This is a genomic window from Hydrogenovibrio crunogenus, assembly GCF_004786015.1.
Lineage (GTDB): Bacteria > Pseudomonadota > Gammaproteobacteria > Thiomicrospirales > Thiomicrospiraceae > Hydrogenovibrio > Hydrogenovibrio crunogenus.
In genome coordinates, this window is the sequence record NZ_CP032096.1 from 2,318,568 (window position 1) to 2,334,506 (window position 15,939).

Consider the following 15,939-nt stretch of genomic DNA (forward strand, 5'->3'; position numbering starts at 1 on the left):
GTCTCATGATTAAACGAAGTATCCTGTCGTTAAGTTTTTCAAAAGACTAGTGGAACCACCCTGCAGTTTTTATGCTGAGGTTAAAAAAATCCGGTTCGGATAAAAACACATGTCAAGCTCAAGCTAATGCGCAGTCAGAACTAAAAAATTAAGAGCTGTAAATTATTCTTGTGTTGCTCGCCATTCAGGATAACCTTCAATTAACCGTTTTGCTTCATACCCTTTTTCTTGGAGTATTTCTGCAGCCTCATGTGACCACATACAATATGGTCCTCGACAATAAATAATTAATGGTTGATCCGGGCTAAGCTGTGAAAAGTTTTTTGACAACTCGTCAATAGGTATGTTAATTGCGTTAGGAAGGTGACCTGAACTAAATTCATCATATGGACGCACATCTAGTAATGTAAATGACTGGTGATTGCGTTCCATCTTCTTCAAAACCTGTAAGGAAATAGGTTCTAGTGGCGTATTTGGTTTTAGGTGTTCTACTAAAAGCGCTTGCATTTCTTCCAATTGAGTCTCAGCAACTTCTCTAAGGCTTACAATTAAACGAAACACAGACTCATCGCTCAACTTATAAATAATACGTAGACCATCACGACGACTTTTTACTAACCCTGCTTGTTTTAAGTTTTGCAGATGCTTAGAGACATTAGCGACACTCAGCCCGAGTTTTCGGTGTAATGTATCTACATCGCATTCACTTTGGGAAAGTATATCTAAAATCATTAAACGATTCGTCTGGCCTAAAGCTTTGCTTACTTGTGCTAATTGCTCAAAAAGGTTGCGCTTAAGTGGTTGTAAAGTCATTTATGAGTTTTTTCCGTTAAATATTAAAGTGATTTAATACAAAAATCTTGGATCATAATCCATTTTTTATTTTACCGTAAAAATTTACATGTTCTAAATTTTACTTGGTCGCAACAACAGCATAATGCCATGGACAGCTGCCGCTGATATCTGGTTGTTGTAACAATTTGAACCCTGATTTATGGCACCATTTACATACAGTTTCTGGTGTGGGGCGTAGATGCATGTCTGGTCCACGTGGCGTATCAATATCACTTCGCCAATGAATGATCAATAGCCGACCACCTGGACCTAATATATGATACACATGGTCTAACAATGTTTGTGGGTCCCCAAAATGTAAAAAGTTGAACGCCATCACTAAAGAGATAGAACCGGCGGTGAGCCCAGTCCCGCCTATTAATACATCCGCACAATGAACCTGTAAGCGAAGCGGAATGATATCGTTAAACCGAGCCTCCAAGTTTGTACACATATGAGGTTCTATTTCATATGCGTGCACTTTTCCTGTGACCGACTTTAGAGCAGATTTAGTAAAAGTGCCATACCCAGCCCCTAGCTCCACCGCATCGCCCATAAAAGGTGCATCAGGAATAAGCTGCTGAATCAATCTATCAGGATCGAAAAAACTTTCCCATAATGCTGTTTCAGGCATATCACTTTGTGGGACTTTCATGTTGAGATTCCTTTACAGGACTTTAACGTGGTTGCCAATAGGGTTCTAAGCGAATACCTGTATAAGCACCAGCTAAAATTGATGATAGTGCTAAAAACGATCCTAATGCAAGGGTCGATATACCGGAGAGTCCGTGGCCTATTGAGCATCCCATTGCTAATACAGCACCAAATCCAACCATCAAAGCACCTAGACTTGAAAGTAGGAAATCTTTGCCAGATGCAAAGCCCTCCAATTTAAAGCTTCTTTGCATAAGGGCACTGATAGCGGAACCAATCACCATACCCAAAACAGCAAGTACACCAAAAGTTACCAGTGGCAAATAAGGTTCAGACATCCAATGAACTACATCTCCCATTGGAGCTGCAAAGGTAAACGATTGCGTCCCCAGGCCAGCCGGAGGCATATCCATAAATGAAGCTTCTTCTTGCATATATGCGGCATAAGAACCACCAGTAAGACCATATCCTGCAACAATTACTCCACCAATAATCATGGCTGTTGCAACCGGTTTGATCTGTTTAAATTCGGAGGATCTCATCAGCCAAACAAATAACCCTAAACCAATTAATGTGCCAATGATCCACCGTAAAGTAGAGATGTTTTCACTTTTACCTACTAGTAAGCTAGCAATATCTTGTGACCCACTTTGATTTAAAGTCGTAGTCATTGGCGACACAGTAGGCATTACCCAAGAAGCATAGAAGTCTGTACGCGTCATTAAATAAGCCATTAATGCCATCAACGCTACTAACCATATCGCTTTGAAGCTTCCTTGCCCCATACGAACAAGGTTTCGCATTCCGCAGCCTGCAGCCAGTACCATTCCAAAACCGAATATAAATCCACCAATAATGTAACGCCCCCAAGCAAATTCTGCACTGCGATAAGGGGGTACCGTCAAAGAAAGATCTATCCAGCCAACTCCTTCAGCTGTTGCCGTAAAGAACATCGCTACAGCAATTGCACCAAAATATGTGCCTAAGCGGGTAAATTGTTTTTGATTGACCCAATCTCGTATCCCACCTACTGGGCAAAAAGCACTTCTTTGAGCGGTAAATCCAAACACAATGGCTAAACTTAAAACCCCTAAATAATATGGCCAAAAAGCCGTCCATAAATTTTCCATATTTATTTAAATTCCTAATCTGATTCCCCCGCAAATAAGTGGAGGAAATTTAACAATAAGCTCTAAGTGTTAAATGCCTTTTGTTGGATTAATGTTGAAGTTTACAATTTTTTTCATTTCTTCAGGCTCTGGCAAAACGGCTCCAACAACCTGTTTAACAAATGCATCGCGATCTAGCTTTAATGTTGGATTGTAACGTTTTTCAAACCCCAGTGTTGACATGGGTTTTCCACTGATGCCTGCACCACAAACACTACCTGCCTGAGCACCTGGTAAAATTTCTATAATATCGGGTAGAGGCAAAATGCGTTCATGGATAGATTCGTATAGTTTATGTGCCATCTCTTCTGCTCGGCCTTTTAGATCTGGACGACCAACGCTGCCAACAAACAATGTGTGACCTGTTACCAGAAACCATGGCTCATCGGAGCGAGAACGATCAGTTACCATAAGAGTAATGCTGTCATCAGTATGCCCCGGGGTATAAAGAATTTCAACTTCTACATTGCCTGCTTTAATTATTTGATGATCATCTAGTGGTATAAATTCACATTGTGCTGGAGAATCTTTGTGTAGGGCATAATGAGCGCCACTGCGCTGAGCTAAATCATAACCGCCAGTAAAATGATCAGCATGAACATGCGTATCGATAACATAGGCTATCTTTATGCCTTTTTGCTCGGCCACTTTCATATAAAGATCAATTTCATCTTGATGAACATCGACAGCAATGCCTAGACCTTGGCCTACGCATCCTAATAGATAGGATAAAGATCCCGGTTCTGATTCAGGTGTGTGTTGAAATAAAAACATTTTCTTGCTCCTATAAGGTTTATAAAACGACCGAGAAAAAGGATCAAACATTTGACAAAGATTCTTTGACTCAATTCAACCATTTGGTTGAATTTGGATTAATATACTCAATAAGCCTTAATAATTCAACTACATGGTTGATTATATTTTTTTATTTGCCATTAATTTTTTGAATGTTAGAAATTTAAAACGAACTTGCAGTTTTAAATAAATAAGTCTAGTATTCAACCCAATGGTTGAATTATTTTGTATAAAAAATTAGAGGCTTTTATGTCAACATCATTAAATATAGAGCACGGAATTCGTGTGAATCTACACCAGATTTTGCAACAATTAATACAAGTATTTCTTGTTGGATTGACCATTGGTATGACTCGTACTGTTGTGCCTGGCCTATCAGAAAGTGAGTTCGGGTTAGCAGGTAAATCTTTTATGAGTCTGGCTTTGTTTGTAGTGGTCTTTGGGTTTGTCAAAGCAGTTATGAATCTGGTTGCTGGTCATCTTAGCGATCGGTTTGGTCGTCGTCGTTTGCTGGTTGTAGGCTGGCTTCTGGCGTTTCCAGTACCATTTTTGATTTTCTATGCCGAGTCATGGACATGGATATTGTGGGCTATGATGTTTCTAGGGCTTAACCAAGGCTTGTGTTGGTCAATGTCTCTTAATAGTAAATTAGATTTAGCTAAATCAAGTCAAAAGGGTCTTATCAATGGTTTTAACGAGTTTTCAGGGTATGCAGCAGTTGGTATAGCCGGTTGGGTTACGGCATTTTTAGCTGAACAATATGGTGCCCGAGAAGCATTATTAGGATTCGGGTTAATTGTAATTGGTCTAGGATTGTCTTTAGCACTATGGAAGGTCATTGATACCCATCCTTGGTCACAACTGCATCAGCAACAGCACAGTGAAACTCTAATTGCTAAGGGAGAAAAATTAAGTACTGTACCGATATCGCTAAAAAGTATGATGATTTATGCCACGTTCGAAAAAAGAGAATTGGTGGCACTTAATCAGGCAGGACTGGTCGAAAAATTTATTGATGCTCTGGTATGGGTATTCATGCCGGTATTTTTAATGAACCAAGCTCAGTCATTAGTTCAAGCAAGTGCTATTATCGCAATTTATGGTGTTGTGTGGGGAGGCTCTCAACTAATTACAGGACCATTATCAGATAAATGGGGACGTCGAGGTTTAATTTTTGGAGGGTTTTGGCTCTGCGGAATTAGTAGCATCCTCTTTGTTTTGGTTGAGAGTGTTTGGGCATGGTCATTGTTAGCGGGTGTTATGGGATTTGGGATGGCGATGCTTTATCCAACGTTAGGGGCAGCTGTCGCAGATGTTAGTGAACCTAAATGGCGAGCTAGTATATTAGGGATTTATCGTTTTTGGCGAGACTTTGGTTACGCCATTGGCGCGCTATTAATGGGTGTATTAGCTTTTTATACGGAATCTGTTATTTGGCCCTTTTATTTTGTAGGGGTCATGATGTTGTTATCCGGGACGTGGGTCATGCTTGCCATAGAGTCTAAGTGATTTAACCATATCGAATATGACATATATTGCGCTAATTTGATTAGGAGGAACTATGAAAATATTACTAATTTTTAACAAAGAACCATACGATGGCACTGACTTAACTTGGAACGGCTTAAGGTTAGCAAACCAATTACATGAAGAGAATCAGGAAGTCAGAATTTTTATGATGAATGATGCAGTAGATTTGGCTCGTGATATGAAAATAGAGACTCAAGGGTATGATCAGGATCTGTCCAATCAGCTTAAAGCTTTAGTTGATAAGGGGGTAAGCGTAAAAGCATGTGGAACATGCATGACCAGATGTGGTATTTATAAAAACAAACCGTACTTTTCTGATGTGGAGAAATCAACGATTAAGGACTTATCTGAATGGATTATAGATAGCGATAGAGTTATTAATTTATAGCAAATTACTAGGATCTGAAAAAGCCAGACATTTTTTATGGCAAAAATTACAAAAATCATAAAAAGAAAAAACTGATAAATTACTGACAGGGTTAATCCAGCTGAAGTTGTCATTATGGTTACTGTAATATTTACTTACGCTGACTAAACAGCAATATGAATCGCCACTAAAATCCTAGAGACTTTTTAGCCTCATTTCGTACTGCTTCTAGTATTCAACTGGTGAGAGTTGATTGTTCGAAGAGTGACGTCGTTTGGGATTGTAAAACAGTTCGATGTAATCAAAAATGTCTTGGCGTGCCTCATTTCGATTTTTATATATCTTTCGCTTGACGCGTTCTCGCTTCAACAACTGAAAGAAGCTCTCTGCAACCGCATTGTCGTGACAATTTCCGCGTCTGCTCATACTGGCTTCCAGTCCATGAAACTTTAAAAAGTGACTCCAGTCATGACTGGTATATTGACTGCCTTGGTCGGAATGCACGATTACCTTCTGTGTCGGGCTTCGTTTCCATATCGCATAAGCAGCGCACCTAGAACCAAGTCCTTTGTGATTCTGGGCTTCATCGACCAACCAATCACCCGTCTTGAAAACAGGTCAACGATTACTGCTAAATACAACCAGCCTTCGTGCGTTCTGATATACGTAATATCAGTAACCCATGATTGATTAGGCGCTTGCGAATTAAATTCCCGGTTCAGTCGATTCGGAACAATAATGTTTTCCGCTTCTGATCTCTGCCTTGGTTTTCTATAACCAACCTGAGCTTTTAAGCCGGAATCATGCATGAGCTTGTGTACTCGGTTGATACCGATAGACTCGCCATGCTCAAGCATGTCGGCAAATACCTTACGATAACCATAGATACCACCTGATTCCAGCCAGAACTGTTTTATCAGTCCTGCTTGTCTCTGATTGCGCTTCTGGCTTGTTGATATGGGTTTATTTAACCAGGCATAGTAGCCACTGGGATGAACGTTAAATAGTTCACATAATCGTCGGATTGATTGTCCCTTTGCATTCTCTCGAATAAAGGCATACCTCAATCGGACTCTCTTGCGAAGTATGCCGCCGCCTTTTTTAGAAGGTCTCGCTCTTCTGTCACACGAGCCAATTCTTTACGAAGACGCTTTAATTCAGCTTGCTCATCTGCTTTAGCCTGATGTTGGTCTTTATCTGGCCCATACTTCTTTACCCAGGCATAAAGACTGTGGGTTGTGACATCTAATCTTTTGGATACTTCTGATACTGGATAACCTCGTTCGGTTATCTGTTTTACGGCTTCAATTTTGAATTCTTCAGGGTAGCGTTTACTGCTCATTTAACACCTCATTTTTGACCATTATAAAATGGCTAAGAAGTGTCTAGTAAATTAGTGGCGATTCACCTGAATGTTTTGTGTGGTAACTTAACCATTCTCAAGCCGATAATATCCACTTCCTTCTACAGGTTTCAGGTGGTGTGTTTATTATCTGAATCAGGATCAATTAAAGTAGTGCCTCAATATTTGCTTTAATAACTTCGTAGCCAATATTGCCATACAATTTTTGACGATTTTCATTCAACAACAAGGTCGGACTTCCATCAAGTTTTAGTTGTGGCTCAAGCTCGTAATCACTTAGTAATGATGCCATAGCTGAACCATTCTCTAGAAAGGGGGTAATTTGTACAGGATCTATGTTAGCGTTTTTTAATAAATCATCCAGAATTTTTGTATTAGAAATGTCTTTACCCTGTTCAAAAAAAAGCACTCTCATTTGCCAAAGTACTTCTTCACTTTTACGTTTTAGTGGATTTTGGTTATCAGATAAACTCATATTTTTTTGTTCCCATAACTGGATTGCCTTCATATATAGATGAGCCATAGAAGAAGTTTTGGGTTTGCAGTCTTTCCAAATGACTGGGTTGACGTTAATGTATCCAAGTTCATTTGCAACTGCTTGTAAGTGATTAGAGAAGCCAGAATAGCTTCCTTTATCATGCCAGCCGTCCTCTATAAATTTTTCAGCATCGCCGAACACGGAAATAAACCGATAATCAATTTCAATGCGGTCAGCATATTCATGCTTTAACTTTTCTAAGAGTGCATGAGTGGAGTAGGCCCAGACACAAAGAATGTCACCTAAAAATGTAATTTTGATCTTTCTAGTCATTTAATTGGCTCCTAACTTTAATTTTTTAAATTTCAGCACTGGTGCGTTAAAGGTAACGACAACAGTATTGAATGACATTAATATGACACTGAAAGCAGGCTGTAAGGAACACCCGTAGCTAAAGGTGTAGCGATAACGTTATAAACTTGCTGACTACGTATCATTGGCAATGTTTAAAACTCTGTGTCAGCATCGGATAATCCCTAAAATTTTATAAAAATCTATGATGTGGCTATACATTTAGTATCTCGTATTACTCATTCGATGCCACTTTGTTATTTTTTTAACAAATACTATTCTTTATTTTGTCAAACTAGAAGAGTTCGTTAGCCTCTGATTTCTGAGAAAGACAAATTCGACTATCGCTATGATTGCCATGCTTATTATCGCCACCCCGACAACCATTGGATCAGACATGATCTTAACCCACAGAAACCCACCAAGCACCAATAGATCAAGCATAATTGCTGTGAACAAAATTAGTAAATTGGCATGAATTTCTTTGCGTAAATAGCGCAGAATCCCCCACTGTACGGCTATGTCCATGATCAGGTAGAAAATAATACCCAGTGCAGCAATCCGGCTCAAGTCAAAAAATGCCGTCAAAAACAGACCGAGAACCACTGTGTAGAGAAGTGTATGTTTTTGGATGTTACCAGACATTCCAAAGTGACTGTGAGGCACAAGCTTCATCTCTGTGAGCATGGCGAGCATCCTAGATACTGCGAAAATGCTGGCTATTATGCCACCAGCTGTGGCCAACATCGCTAGAACTACCGTAAACCAGAGACCATAATTACCTAGTGCAGGTTTTGCGGCGGCAGCCAGAGAATAATTTTGAGTTGCGATAATATCACTCAGTGACAAATTGCTGGCCACAGCAAATCCCACCAGGGTGTAGATCACAACACAAAAGATGATGGAAATAGTAATGGCACGACCCACATTGTGATGAGGATCTTTTAGTTCTGAGCCGCTATTGGTGATGGTGGTAAACCCTTTGAACGCAAGAATTCCTAATGCTGTAGCACCAAGAAAGCCACTCAACGTCGAGGAGTCAGGCGTTGTTTGGGTAAAATCCATCGCAATATTATCAGCAGCCCATATGCCAACCAGACCAAAAATGATAATACCGCCTATCTTTAGAAAGCCAATGAAGGACGCAACACCTCCGATTAATCGATTCGTCGATAAATTAATGAGAAAAGCGACTAGTAACAGACCAACGCCCAAGACTGGAACCCATATCTCATTATTGTCTGTATCAAAAAGTTGTAGGGTATATTCGCCGAAGGTTCGAGCCAGAAAGCTTTGAGCAATCACCATGGAAAAATACATCAGCAGCGCATTAAAAGCTGTCGATAGAGAGTTGCCATAAGCTTTGTAGAGGTACATACCAATGCCTCCTGCCGAAGGGTAGGCATTAGACATCTTCACATATGAGTAAGCGCTAAATGAAACAATGAGTGCGGCCGAGAGAAATGCCAGAGGGAAAAGTACCCCGGTCATTGTAGCCATTTGGCCAGTTAAGGCGAAAATGCCCGCTCCAATCATCACACCCGTTCCCAAGGCTACTGCGCCAATTAGTGTCAGGCTGTTTTCTTGGTATTTCGGTGTTCTATTTTCTGAGTGCTCCATATAAATCTCCAGTATGGTGGCCGAGCTATAACTAGTCATTCCAGAATTGGCTTTAGTACGTACGTAAAGCCATCTAAAATTGATTTTTTAAAACTTTATCGTTGCATCTTTGCTGACAAGTTTGATTAAACATCAAGCTAAAATGCTAGAGTTGAAAAGCGAGTCAGACGTTATTTTGATTTTCATTCGTTTATTTGTGGTCTTGCTAAACACCCCGTAATGCTTGTTTGAAAACGGGGTTAAATACTTTTTTACAGGTTTAAGTACATATACAAAAAAGTATCATTATTAGCGTGCAGTGTAGATTTATCGTCCCTCAAACTTAATGCATTTTATGTTGTCCCATTTCATCATTATGATGATTGTCGGGTGACATGTGAGCATCATCCATATCATTACTCATCTTGTTCCGATGTTGGCTGTCATGCTCCATTAGTTCTTTTTGACCTGGGGCATTGGTCTTAAAGGAACCCCTCGCTCTTTTGCTCTAGCTTTCATTTTTTGATGGTTTAGCCGTAAGATCTTTTCACGTTCTTCAGGGGTTTTAGCATTTTCCATTTTTTGCTCATAGATGTCTTTTTCCTCAGGGGTCATTAAGTGTCCGCCAATAATGTGGGTTCCTTCCATATTTTGTATAGCATGTGTACGAGGGTATGCATGATCAGATGCAAAAGAGACTCCTGTAAACAGTCCCATATTCCCAGCAATAGCAATAACAAGTAATTTTTGTTTTAACATGATTATGTCCTCTTAATTAAGTTGCTTAAAAGATCTAAATCACCAACGCAACTTTTAATTGGCGACCAGTTTTCTAGCTAGTTAGGCGTAATGTTTAAATTTCTGTGTATTTTTAGGATTAGAGTGTCACTTTCTTTAATCTCAAAGCGTTACCAATCACAGACACTGAGCTAAAACTCATAGCCGCTGCGGCAATTATAGGTGACAGCAGTAGGCCAAAAGCGGGGTACAAAACGCCTGCTGCAATCGGTACGCCTGCAGCATTATAGACAAAGGCAAAAAATAGATTTTGACGAATATTTTTCATGGTTGCTTTACTTAATTTTCTGGCTCGGACAATACCTCTCAGGTCTCCTTTTACTAAAGTAATTGCGGCACTTTCCATGGCGACATCAGTCCCGGTACCCATGGCAATTCCAACATGGGCTTGTGCTAAAGCGGGTGCATCATTAACTCCGTCACCTGCCATGGCAACAACGTAACCGTCACTTTGAAAACTTTTAATCCACTGAGCTTTTTCATCGGGTAATACGCCAGCTTCAACTTGATCTATCTGTAGACTAGAGGCAACCGAATTTGCAGTTGTTACATTATCACCCGTTAACATCACCACTCGAATCCCTTCTTGGTGAAGCGATTTGATGGCTTCTTGGCTTGTCGATTTGATAGGATCAGCCACGACAAAAAATCCCGCAAAACGTTGATCGATAGCGACAAACATGACCGATTGACCTTGCGATCTATAGTCTTTGATGGTGTCATTCAATGGCGGTAAGTTGATTGCGAGTGTTTTCATTAATTGATCATTTCCAATGGCAATTGTTTGATTATTTACTTCGCCCATAATCCCTTTTCCAGTAAGCGATTTAAAACCATCTACCGATTCAAAAGAGAGTCCCTGTTTTTGTGCAGCCTCAATAATCGCTAAACCTAAAGGATGCTCACTGCCTCGTTCTAAACTGGCAATCAACTGTAAAACCGTTTGTTTTTCAAACCCGGATTCAACGTTAAATTCGACCAATTTCGGTTTGCCTTCAGTTATGGTTCCGGTTTTATCAATCACCAAAAGATTCACTTTTTCCATCATCTCAAGCGCTTCAGCATTTTTAATTAACACCCCGTGGGTAGCTCCTCTTCCAGTACCTACCATAATTGAAATTGGGGTTGCTAGTCCTAATGCACAAGGACAGGCAATAATAAGAACTGCGACAGCACTGACTAAGGCATAAGCGAGTTTTGGTTCGGGGCCAAAAAACCACCATACAAAAAAAGCAATGATTGAAATAACAACCACAATAGGCACGAAGAATCCCGAGACAGTGTCTGCTAGTTTTTGAATCGGTGCACGAGAACGTTGCGCTTGCGCTACCATGTCAACTATTTGTGAAAGGAGAGTATCTTTGCCAATTTTTTCTGCTCTCATCAATAAACTGCCAGAACCATTAATGGTGGCACCAATTAAGCGATCACCAATGTTTTTTGAAACAGGAAAGGACTCTCCAGTGACCATGGATTCATCCACATAACTTTGACCTTTGGTGATAAAACCATCGACAGGTACCTTATCACCTGGCCGAACTCGTAATATATCTCCAACTTGCACTGCCTCTAATGGAATCTCTGCTTCAGAACCGTCTTCTTCAACTTTCCAAGTTGTATTAGGGACGAGTCCTAAGAGCATTTGGATGGCTGAATTGGTTTGAGAGCGAGCTTGTAATTCTAAAACTTGACCTAATAATACCAAGGCGGTAATCACCGCGGCCGCTTCAAAATAAACAGCCACTAAACCTGTTTCAGATTGCATCGTAGCTGGAAATATGTGCGGTGCTAAGAGTGCGACCATACTAAAACCCCAAGCGGCTCCAATTCCGATTGAAATGAGGGTGAACATGTTTAAATTCCAGGTTTTTATGGACAGCCAACCTCGCACAAAAAATGGATAGCCTCCCCAAAGAACCACTGGTGTTGCTAAAATAAATTCTATCCACTGCACCGTATGCAAGTTCAAGTCTTGGGGCAAATATTGGGGGGATAGATCCGTCATCATGGCTAATACAAAAACGGGTAAAGCTAATACAGTGCTGATCCAAAAACGGAGGCGCATTGATTTTAGTTCTGAATCTTCTCTATTTTCAACGTGCATTGGCGTGATTAATGGTTCAAGTGCCATGCCACAAATAGGACAGTTTCCCGAATGGTCTTGAATGATTTCAGGATGCATTGGACAGGTATATTGAATACCAGTAATGTCTAATTCTTTAACAGACTGTGAAGATAGATCCTGTAGATATTTTTCAGGATGACTGACAAATTTATGCTTGCAATTTTCACTGCAAAAATAAAATGTTTTGCCTTTATTTAAGGTATGAAAAGGCGTGTTTTCCGAAATCTCCATCTGGCAAACAGGGTCAATAAGATTGCCCGTTACTTTTGAAACTTGATTTGTCATACTATCTCCAATATATCGATTTAGAGTGTCTATCCCACTCTGATATACACACTGTTATCAATGACATTATTTCGCTTCATCAATCATTTGAATTAATTGCTGTTCAACTTCCTTTGCGATTTTATTTAAGGCCTCATCTGTTGATAATAAGCCGAGCATTTCGGAGGGTTCAATCATGCCAATAAAGGTTTTGTTGTTTTCTGTAAAAACAGAGATACGGCAGGGGAGTGCCATATTCAAACGCATATCGATTGCTAAAACCTCCACGGCCTTAACAGGGTTACATACTTCAAAAATTTTGCATTCATCCTTAAACTCAATACCCTTACTTCGTAAAGTGGCTCCTAAATCATGGATGTGTAACACACCAAAATTATGATTTTTAACAGCGGCTTCCAAATCCACCACTGCCTGCTCAAATGTTTTGTGACTTTCTACTTGAAAAAACATATCTCTTCCTTTGTCTAAAATGTACCTAATAAAATATTGAACCTTAACTAACGATTATTAGATTGAAATCTAAATATTGACCAGGCCTGCTTAAATTCGACCTGGATTTTTATTTGGATTTGATTCCGCTCTAAGAGTGCAGTGTTTTTTTCTGCTCTTCAAATTCCTCTTTTGTTATTTCGCCTTTGGCATATCGTTTTTTTAAAATATCCAAAGCGGTTTCATTTTGTTCTGAAGCAGAATTGGAAGATGTGTTGAAGTTTTTTATTAGTAAAAATATAACAATAATGAAAATTAACCAGAGTAACCACATTCCGCCTCCCATGAATCCCCAAGTATGATCGTAATTAAACATAGTGTTCTCCTTTTAAGTTGTTACGATAAATTGTCCCATCATTCCCGCATCTTCATGCTCTAAGATGTGACAGTGGTACATATAAGGTTCTTGATTGTTATAATAAGGACCAGTCGGTAACAATATGCGAACTGTTTCATCGCGATGAACAGTCACTGTATCTTTTAATCCTTGTTCCCATGGATAAGGCGCTTGGCCATTTCGATCCAAGACTTTGAATTGAGTGTTATGAATGTGAAAAGGGTGATGCATCATTGATGGGTTTTTAAGGTGCCATATTTCAAAGCTATTGGCGGTTAAACGTTCATTTATTACCTCCATTTGCATAGCTTGTCCATTGATTGTAAAACCACCTGAACCAAACATCATTCTAGGTCCCATTTGCATTTCTAAATTCATGGTTCGCGTTTGCGCTATTTCGACATTGGACCAGTCAGGTAATGGGATTAAACGCTCAATCATCGAGGGTTTAGTTGCTTCGGATTTTCTGGGGTCGATGTGAAATAAATCATAGTCTTGATCAAGCTTTGATGTATCTCTCATCATGCCGCCCATCCCCATCGATAAGTTTCCATAACCCGCTAGGGTTTTTAGTGAGACGGGTTGGTGATCGGAAAGATCAACCAGAATTTCGGCGCGTTCTGCTGGCGATAATCGAAGGCGGTTGAGGGTTTGTGGTGTTTCCAATAAACCGCCGTCTCCTGCAATGACTTGAAAAGAACGCTTGTCTGAAAACACCAAATCGTAAAAACGTGCATTGGAAGCATTGTGCAGTCTTAAACGAATACGATCTTTTTGAGGACGTAAAACGGAGTTGGCTCGGCCATTCACCAGCATGGTGTCGCCGTGCATGCCTTGCATTTTGTTCATCCGTTCATTGCTGTAGATGAATTCTCCGGTTTCGTCAAAAGCGCGATCCATGAGTATGACCGGGAAATCATCCATTCCATATTCATGAGGCAGCCCCAGTTCGGCATCGCGTTCTTCATCAACCACTTGCATCTGTCCGCCTAAACCACGCCAAACTTGGGATCCGGTATGTTGGTGCGTGTGTGAATGGTAAAATAATGTGGAGGGTTCATTAATCACGTCCCATTCGGCTATCCAGGTTTTTCCGGGGGAGATGGGTTGGTGAGGCCCGCCATCTTCTGTTGCAGGCAAAATCATGCCATGCCAGTGAAGTGCCGCCACTTCATTCAGTTGATTGGTGACTTCCATGCGAAGCTTTTGGCCTTTTTTGATCCGAATGACGGGGCCTAAAAAATCTTGATTGATGCCAATGGTCTGAGTCGTGACATCGGGCAGGATCTTCGTTTTTCCCTGTTGCAGTGTTAATGTAAAGCGCTGCTTTCCATTAAGAGGTTGACCCTGTTCTAAATCCGGAAGGTAAAAGTCCACTTTAGGAAAAACAGGATGGATAAAATCGTCCTGTCCAACCCCGCCAAGTAACGTTCCCATGGCATTGCCTGCCTGAGGAAGGAGCGTCAGCCCAATCAGGCTTTTTTGGATAAATTGTCGTCTGTTCATATTTTCTCCTGTCGTACGCTGTGAGGATTGATTGTTAGCGGTCATTTTTTAACCCTCCTCTTTCTAGCCAGGCCTGGTAGATTTTATTCGACCAGAAACTTTGAAAATAAGCGATGGCTTGTAGCCGTTCTTCCGGTGTTAATTTATTCTTAAAAGCCGGCATTGTTCCGCCAAGTGGAATTCCACCTTGTAAAATAGTTCTGTTAAGTCCGTTGAGAGAATGGTGCCATGCGTGCGCGGTTCCGTTGAGAGGTGGAGCAGGGTAACTGCCATCAACGAGTGGTTGCTTCCAGTCGGCGGCCAGCCCTTGAGCTTCTTCTCCATGACAGACAGCACAATGCTGTTTGAAGAGGTGCTGTCCTATTTTGACATCACTTGATGAATACCAACGTTTTGTGTTTTGGCTGGCTTCAGAGAGATCGTCTTTGGAAGAACAAGCAAATAGGTTCAAACTTGTTAATATTAAAACCAATAACTTCATGTCATATTCCTTGATTTAAAACAGAGAAAGTCTATTTTGACTTTCTCTTGTTGTTAAGTGTTAAAACCAAAAACGCAGTCCTGCCACAAGGCTGGTCTCTGATGTTTTAGCACCTTCCTCTTTTTTATAATCAGCCGTTGTTGCATAAGCCTGGTTCCATTTCACACCAATATAGGGTGCAAACTTTCGACTAAATTCATAACGTAGCCGCATCCCCAATTCTGTAGACGATAAGCCTGACCCAATCCCCATTTTTTTATCATCTGATGTATAGGCATTCAATTTAAGACTAGGAGTTAAAATCAATCGTTGTGTGAATAGCGCTTCATATTCTGCATCCAAACGGAACCCTGCATTCTTGTCATTAACAAGTAATCTTGAATTTATTTCAAAAAAGTAAGGTGCTAAGCCTTGAAAACCAACTACTCCCCAAGTTTGGCTGTTTTCGGGGGTTTCGTCATAGCCTATCCCCGCCTGCAAATCCCAAAACCTTTCAACAGGGGTGCTGTATAACAACTGATTTTCGGATTCGGTCGAACCATTTGATGATTCCCCTTCCGAGGTTAGGTAAACCTTATGCCAGTTTTTTCCAGCCCAGGCTGATGCATCCCAGGATAACGGCTCACCTTGTTGGGTGGATTTTTCAAGCTGATTGACTCTTAAGCCCGCCAACAAAGGATCGTATTCGCTTAGCGCAAAAGAGGAATGGCTGTAAGTTGATGTGAAAAGTAATAATACTATCGGTAATTTCTTAATATGTGTATTCATGATGCTTCCT

Annotated in this window: 15 protein-coding genes and 1 pseudogene; 2 read left to right on the forward strand and 14 right to left on the reverse strand. The window is 40.5% G+C overall.

Annotation, left to right across the window (positions count from 1 at the left end):
* Positions 1–162: 162 nt before the first annotated feature.
* The 4 genes from GHNINEIG_RS10970 to GHNINEIG_RS10985 form a co-directional block, all read right to left on the reverse strand.
* The gene (locus GHNINEIG_RS10970; RefSeq protein ID WP_135796688.1) at positions 163–813 is read right to left on the reverse strand and encodes an ArsR/SmtB family transcription factor; all 651 of its coding nucleotides are present in this window, start codon (positions 811–813) and stop codon (positions 163–165) included.
* Between the two features lie 100 nt (positions 814–913).
* Positions 914–1,489: a class I SAM-dependent methyltransferase gene (locus tag GHNINEIG_RS10975; RefSeq protein ID WP_135796689.1), complete on the reverse strand. Its 576-nt coding sequence runs from the start codon at positions 1,487–1,489 to the stop codon at positions 914–916.
* 22 nt (positions 1,490–1,511) lie between these two features.
* A complete protein-coding gene (locus GHNINEIG_RS10980; RefSeq protein WP_135796690.1) occupies positions 1,512–2,618 on the reverse strand; it encodes a YeeE/YedE family protein in 1,107 nt (368 codons plus the stop codon).
* 69 nt (positions 2,619–2,687) lie between these two features.
* Positions 2,688–3,431 carry an MBL fold metallo-hydrolase gene (locus GHNINEIG_RS10985; protein WP_135796691.1) on the reverse strand — a complete coding sequence of 248 codons (744 nt, stop codon included), beginning with the start codon at positions 3,429–3,431 and terminating at the stop codon, positions 2,688–2,690.
* Positions 3,432–3,701: 270 nt separating this feature from the next.
* On the opposite strand from GHNINEIG_RS10985, the gene GHNINEIG_RS10990 reads away from it, so the two are divergent.
* Together GHNINEIG_RS10990 and GHNINEIG_RS10995 are read left to right on the forward strand one after the other, a co-directional pair.
* Positions 3,702–4,961, forward strand: coding sequence for an MFS transporter (locus GHNINEIG_RS10990; protein ID WP_135796692.1), 1,260 nt, complete (start codon positions 3,702–3,704; stop codon positions 4,959–4,961).
* Between the two features lie 52 nt (positions 4,962–5,013).
* A complete protein-coding gene (locus tag GHNINEIG_RS10995) occupies positions 5,014–5,370 on the forward strand; it encodes a DsrE/DsrF/TusD sulfur relay family protein (protein ID WP_135796693.1) in 357 nt (118 codons plus the stop codon).
* A 207-nt stretch (positions 5,371–5,577) separates the two neighbouring features.
* Here the strand turns inward: GHNINEIG_RS10995 and GHNINEIG_RS11000 are convergent.
* The 10 genes and pseudogenes from GHNINEIG_RS11000 to GHNINEIG_RS11045 all read right to left on the reverse strand — a co-directional run bounded on the left by GHNINEIG_RS11000 (position 5,578) and on the right by GHNINEIG_RS11045 (position 15,929).
* Positions 5,578–6,691: pseudogene (locus tag GHNINEIG_RS11000) on the reverse strand (IS3 family transposase).
* A 166-nt stretch (positions 6,692–6,857) separates the two neighbouring features.
* The gene (locus GHNINEIG_RS11005; protein WP_135796694.1) at positions 6,858–7,523 is read right to left on the reverse strand and encodes a DsbA family oxidoreductase; all 666 of its coding nucleotides are present in this window, start codon (positions 7,521–7,523) and stop codon (positions 6,858–6,860) included.
* Between the two features lie 300 nt (positions 7,524–7,823).
* Positions 7,824–9,161: an APC family permease gene (locus GHNINEIG_RS11010; protein WP_011371519.1), complete on the reverse strand. Its 1,338-nt coding sequence runs from the start codon at positions 9,159–9,161 to the stop codon at positions 7,824–7,826.
* 432 nt (positions 9,162–9,593) lie between these two features.
* Entirely contained in the window at positions 9,594–9,899 is a 306-nt protein-coding gene (locus GHNINEIG_RS11015) for a hypothetical protein (protein WP_223260889.1), read from the reverse strand.
* 118 nt (positions 9,900–10,017) lie between these two features.
* Positions 10,018–12,348, reverse strand: a complete 2,331-nt coding sequence (locus GHNINEIG_RS11020) for a heavy metal translocating P-type ATPase (RefSeq protein WP_135796695.1) — start codon at positions 12,346–12,348, stop codon at positions 10,018–10,020.
* Positions 12,349–12,414: 66 nt separating this feature from the next.
* Positions 12,415–12,798 carry a DUF302 domain-containing protein gene (locus GHNINEIG_RS11025; RefSeq protein ID WP_135796696.1) on the reverse strand — a complete coding sequence of 128 codons (384 nt, stop codon included), beginning with the start codon at positions 12,796–12,798 and terminating at the stop codon, positions 12,415–12,417.
* Positions 12,799–12,928: 130 nt separating this feature from the next.
* A complete protein-coding gene (locus GHNINEIG_RS11030) occupies positions 12,929–13,153 on the reverse strand; it encodes an SHOCT domain-containing protein (protein WP_011370998.1) in 225 nt (74 codons plus the stop codon).
* Between the two features lie 12 nt (positions 13,154–13,165).
* Entirely contained in the window at positions 13,166–14,680 is a 1,515-nt protein-coding gene (locus GHNINEIG_RS11035; protein ID WP_038152333.1) for a multicopper oxidase family protein, read from the reverse strand.
* 34 nt (positions 14,681–14,714) lie between these two features.
* Positions 14,715–15,161 (reverse strand): c-type cytochrome, encoded by a 447-nt coding sequence (locus tag GHNINEIG_RS11040; protein ID WP_029939051.1) that lies wholly within the window; start codon positions 15,159–15,161, stop codon positions 14,715–14,717.
* Between the two features lie 60 nt (positions 15,162–15,221).
* A complete protein-coding gene (locus GHNINEIG_RS11045) occupies positions 15,222–15,929 on the reverse strand; it encodes a copper resistance protein B (protein ID WP_029939052.1) in 708 nt (235 codons plus the stop codon).
* Positions 15,930–15,939: the final 10 nt, after the last annotated feature.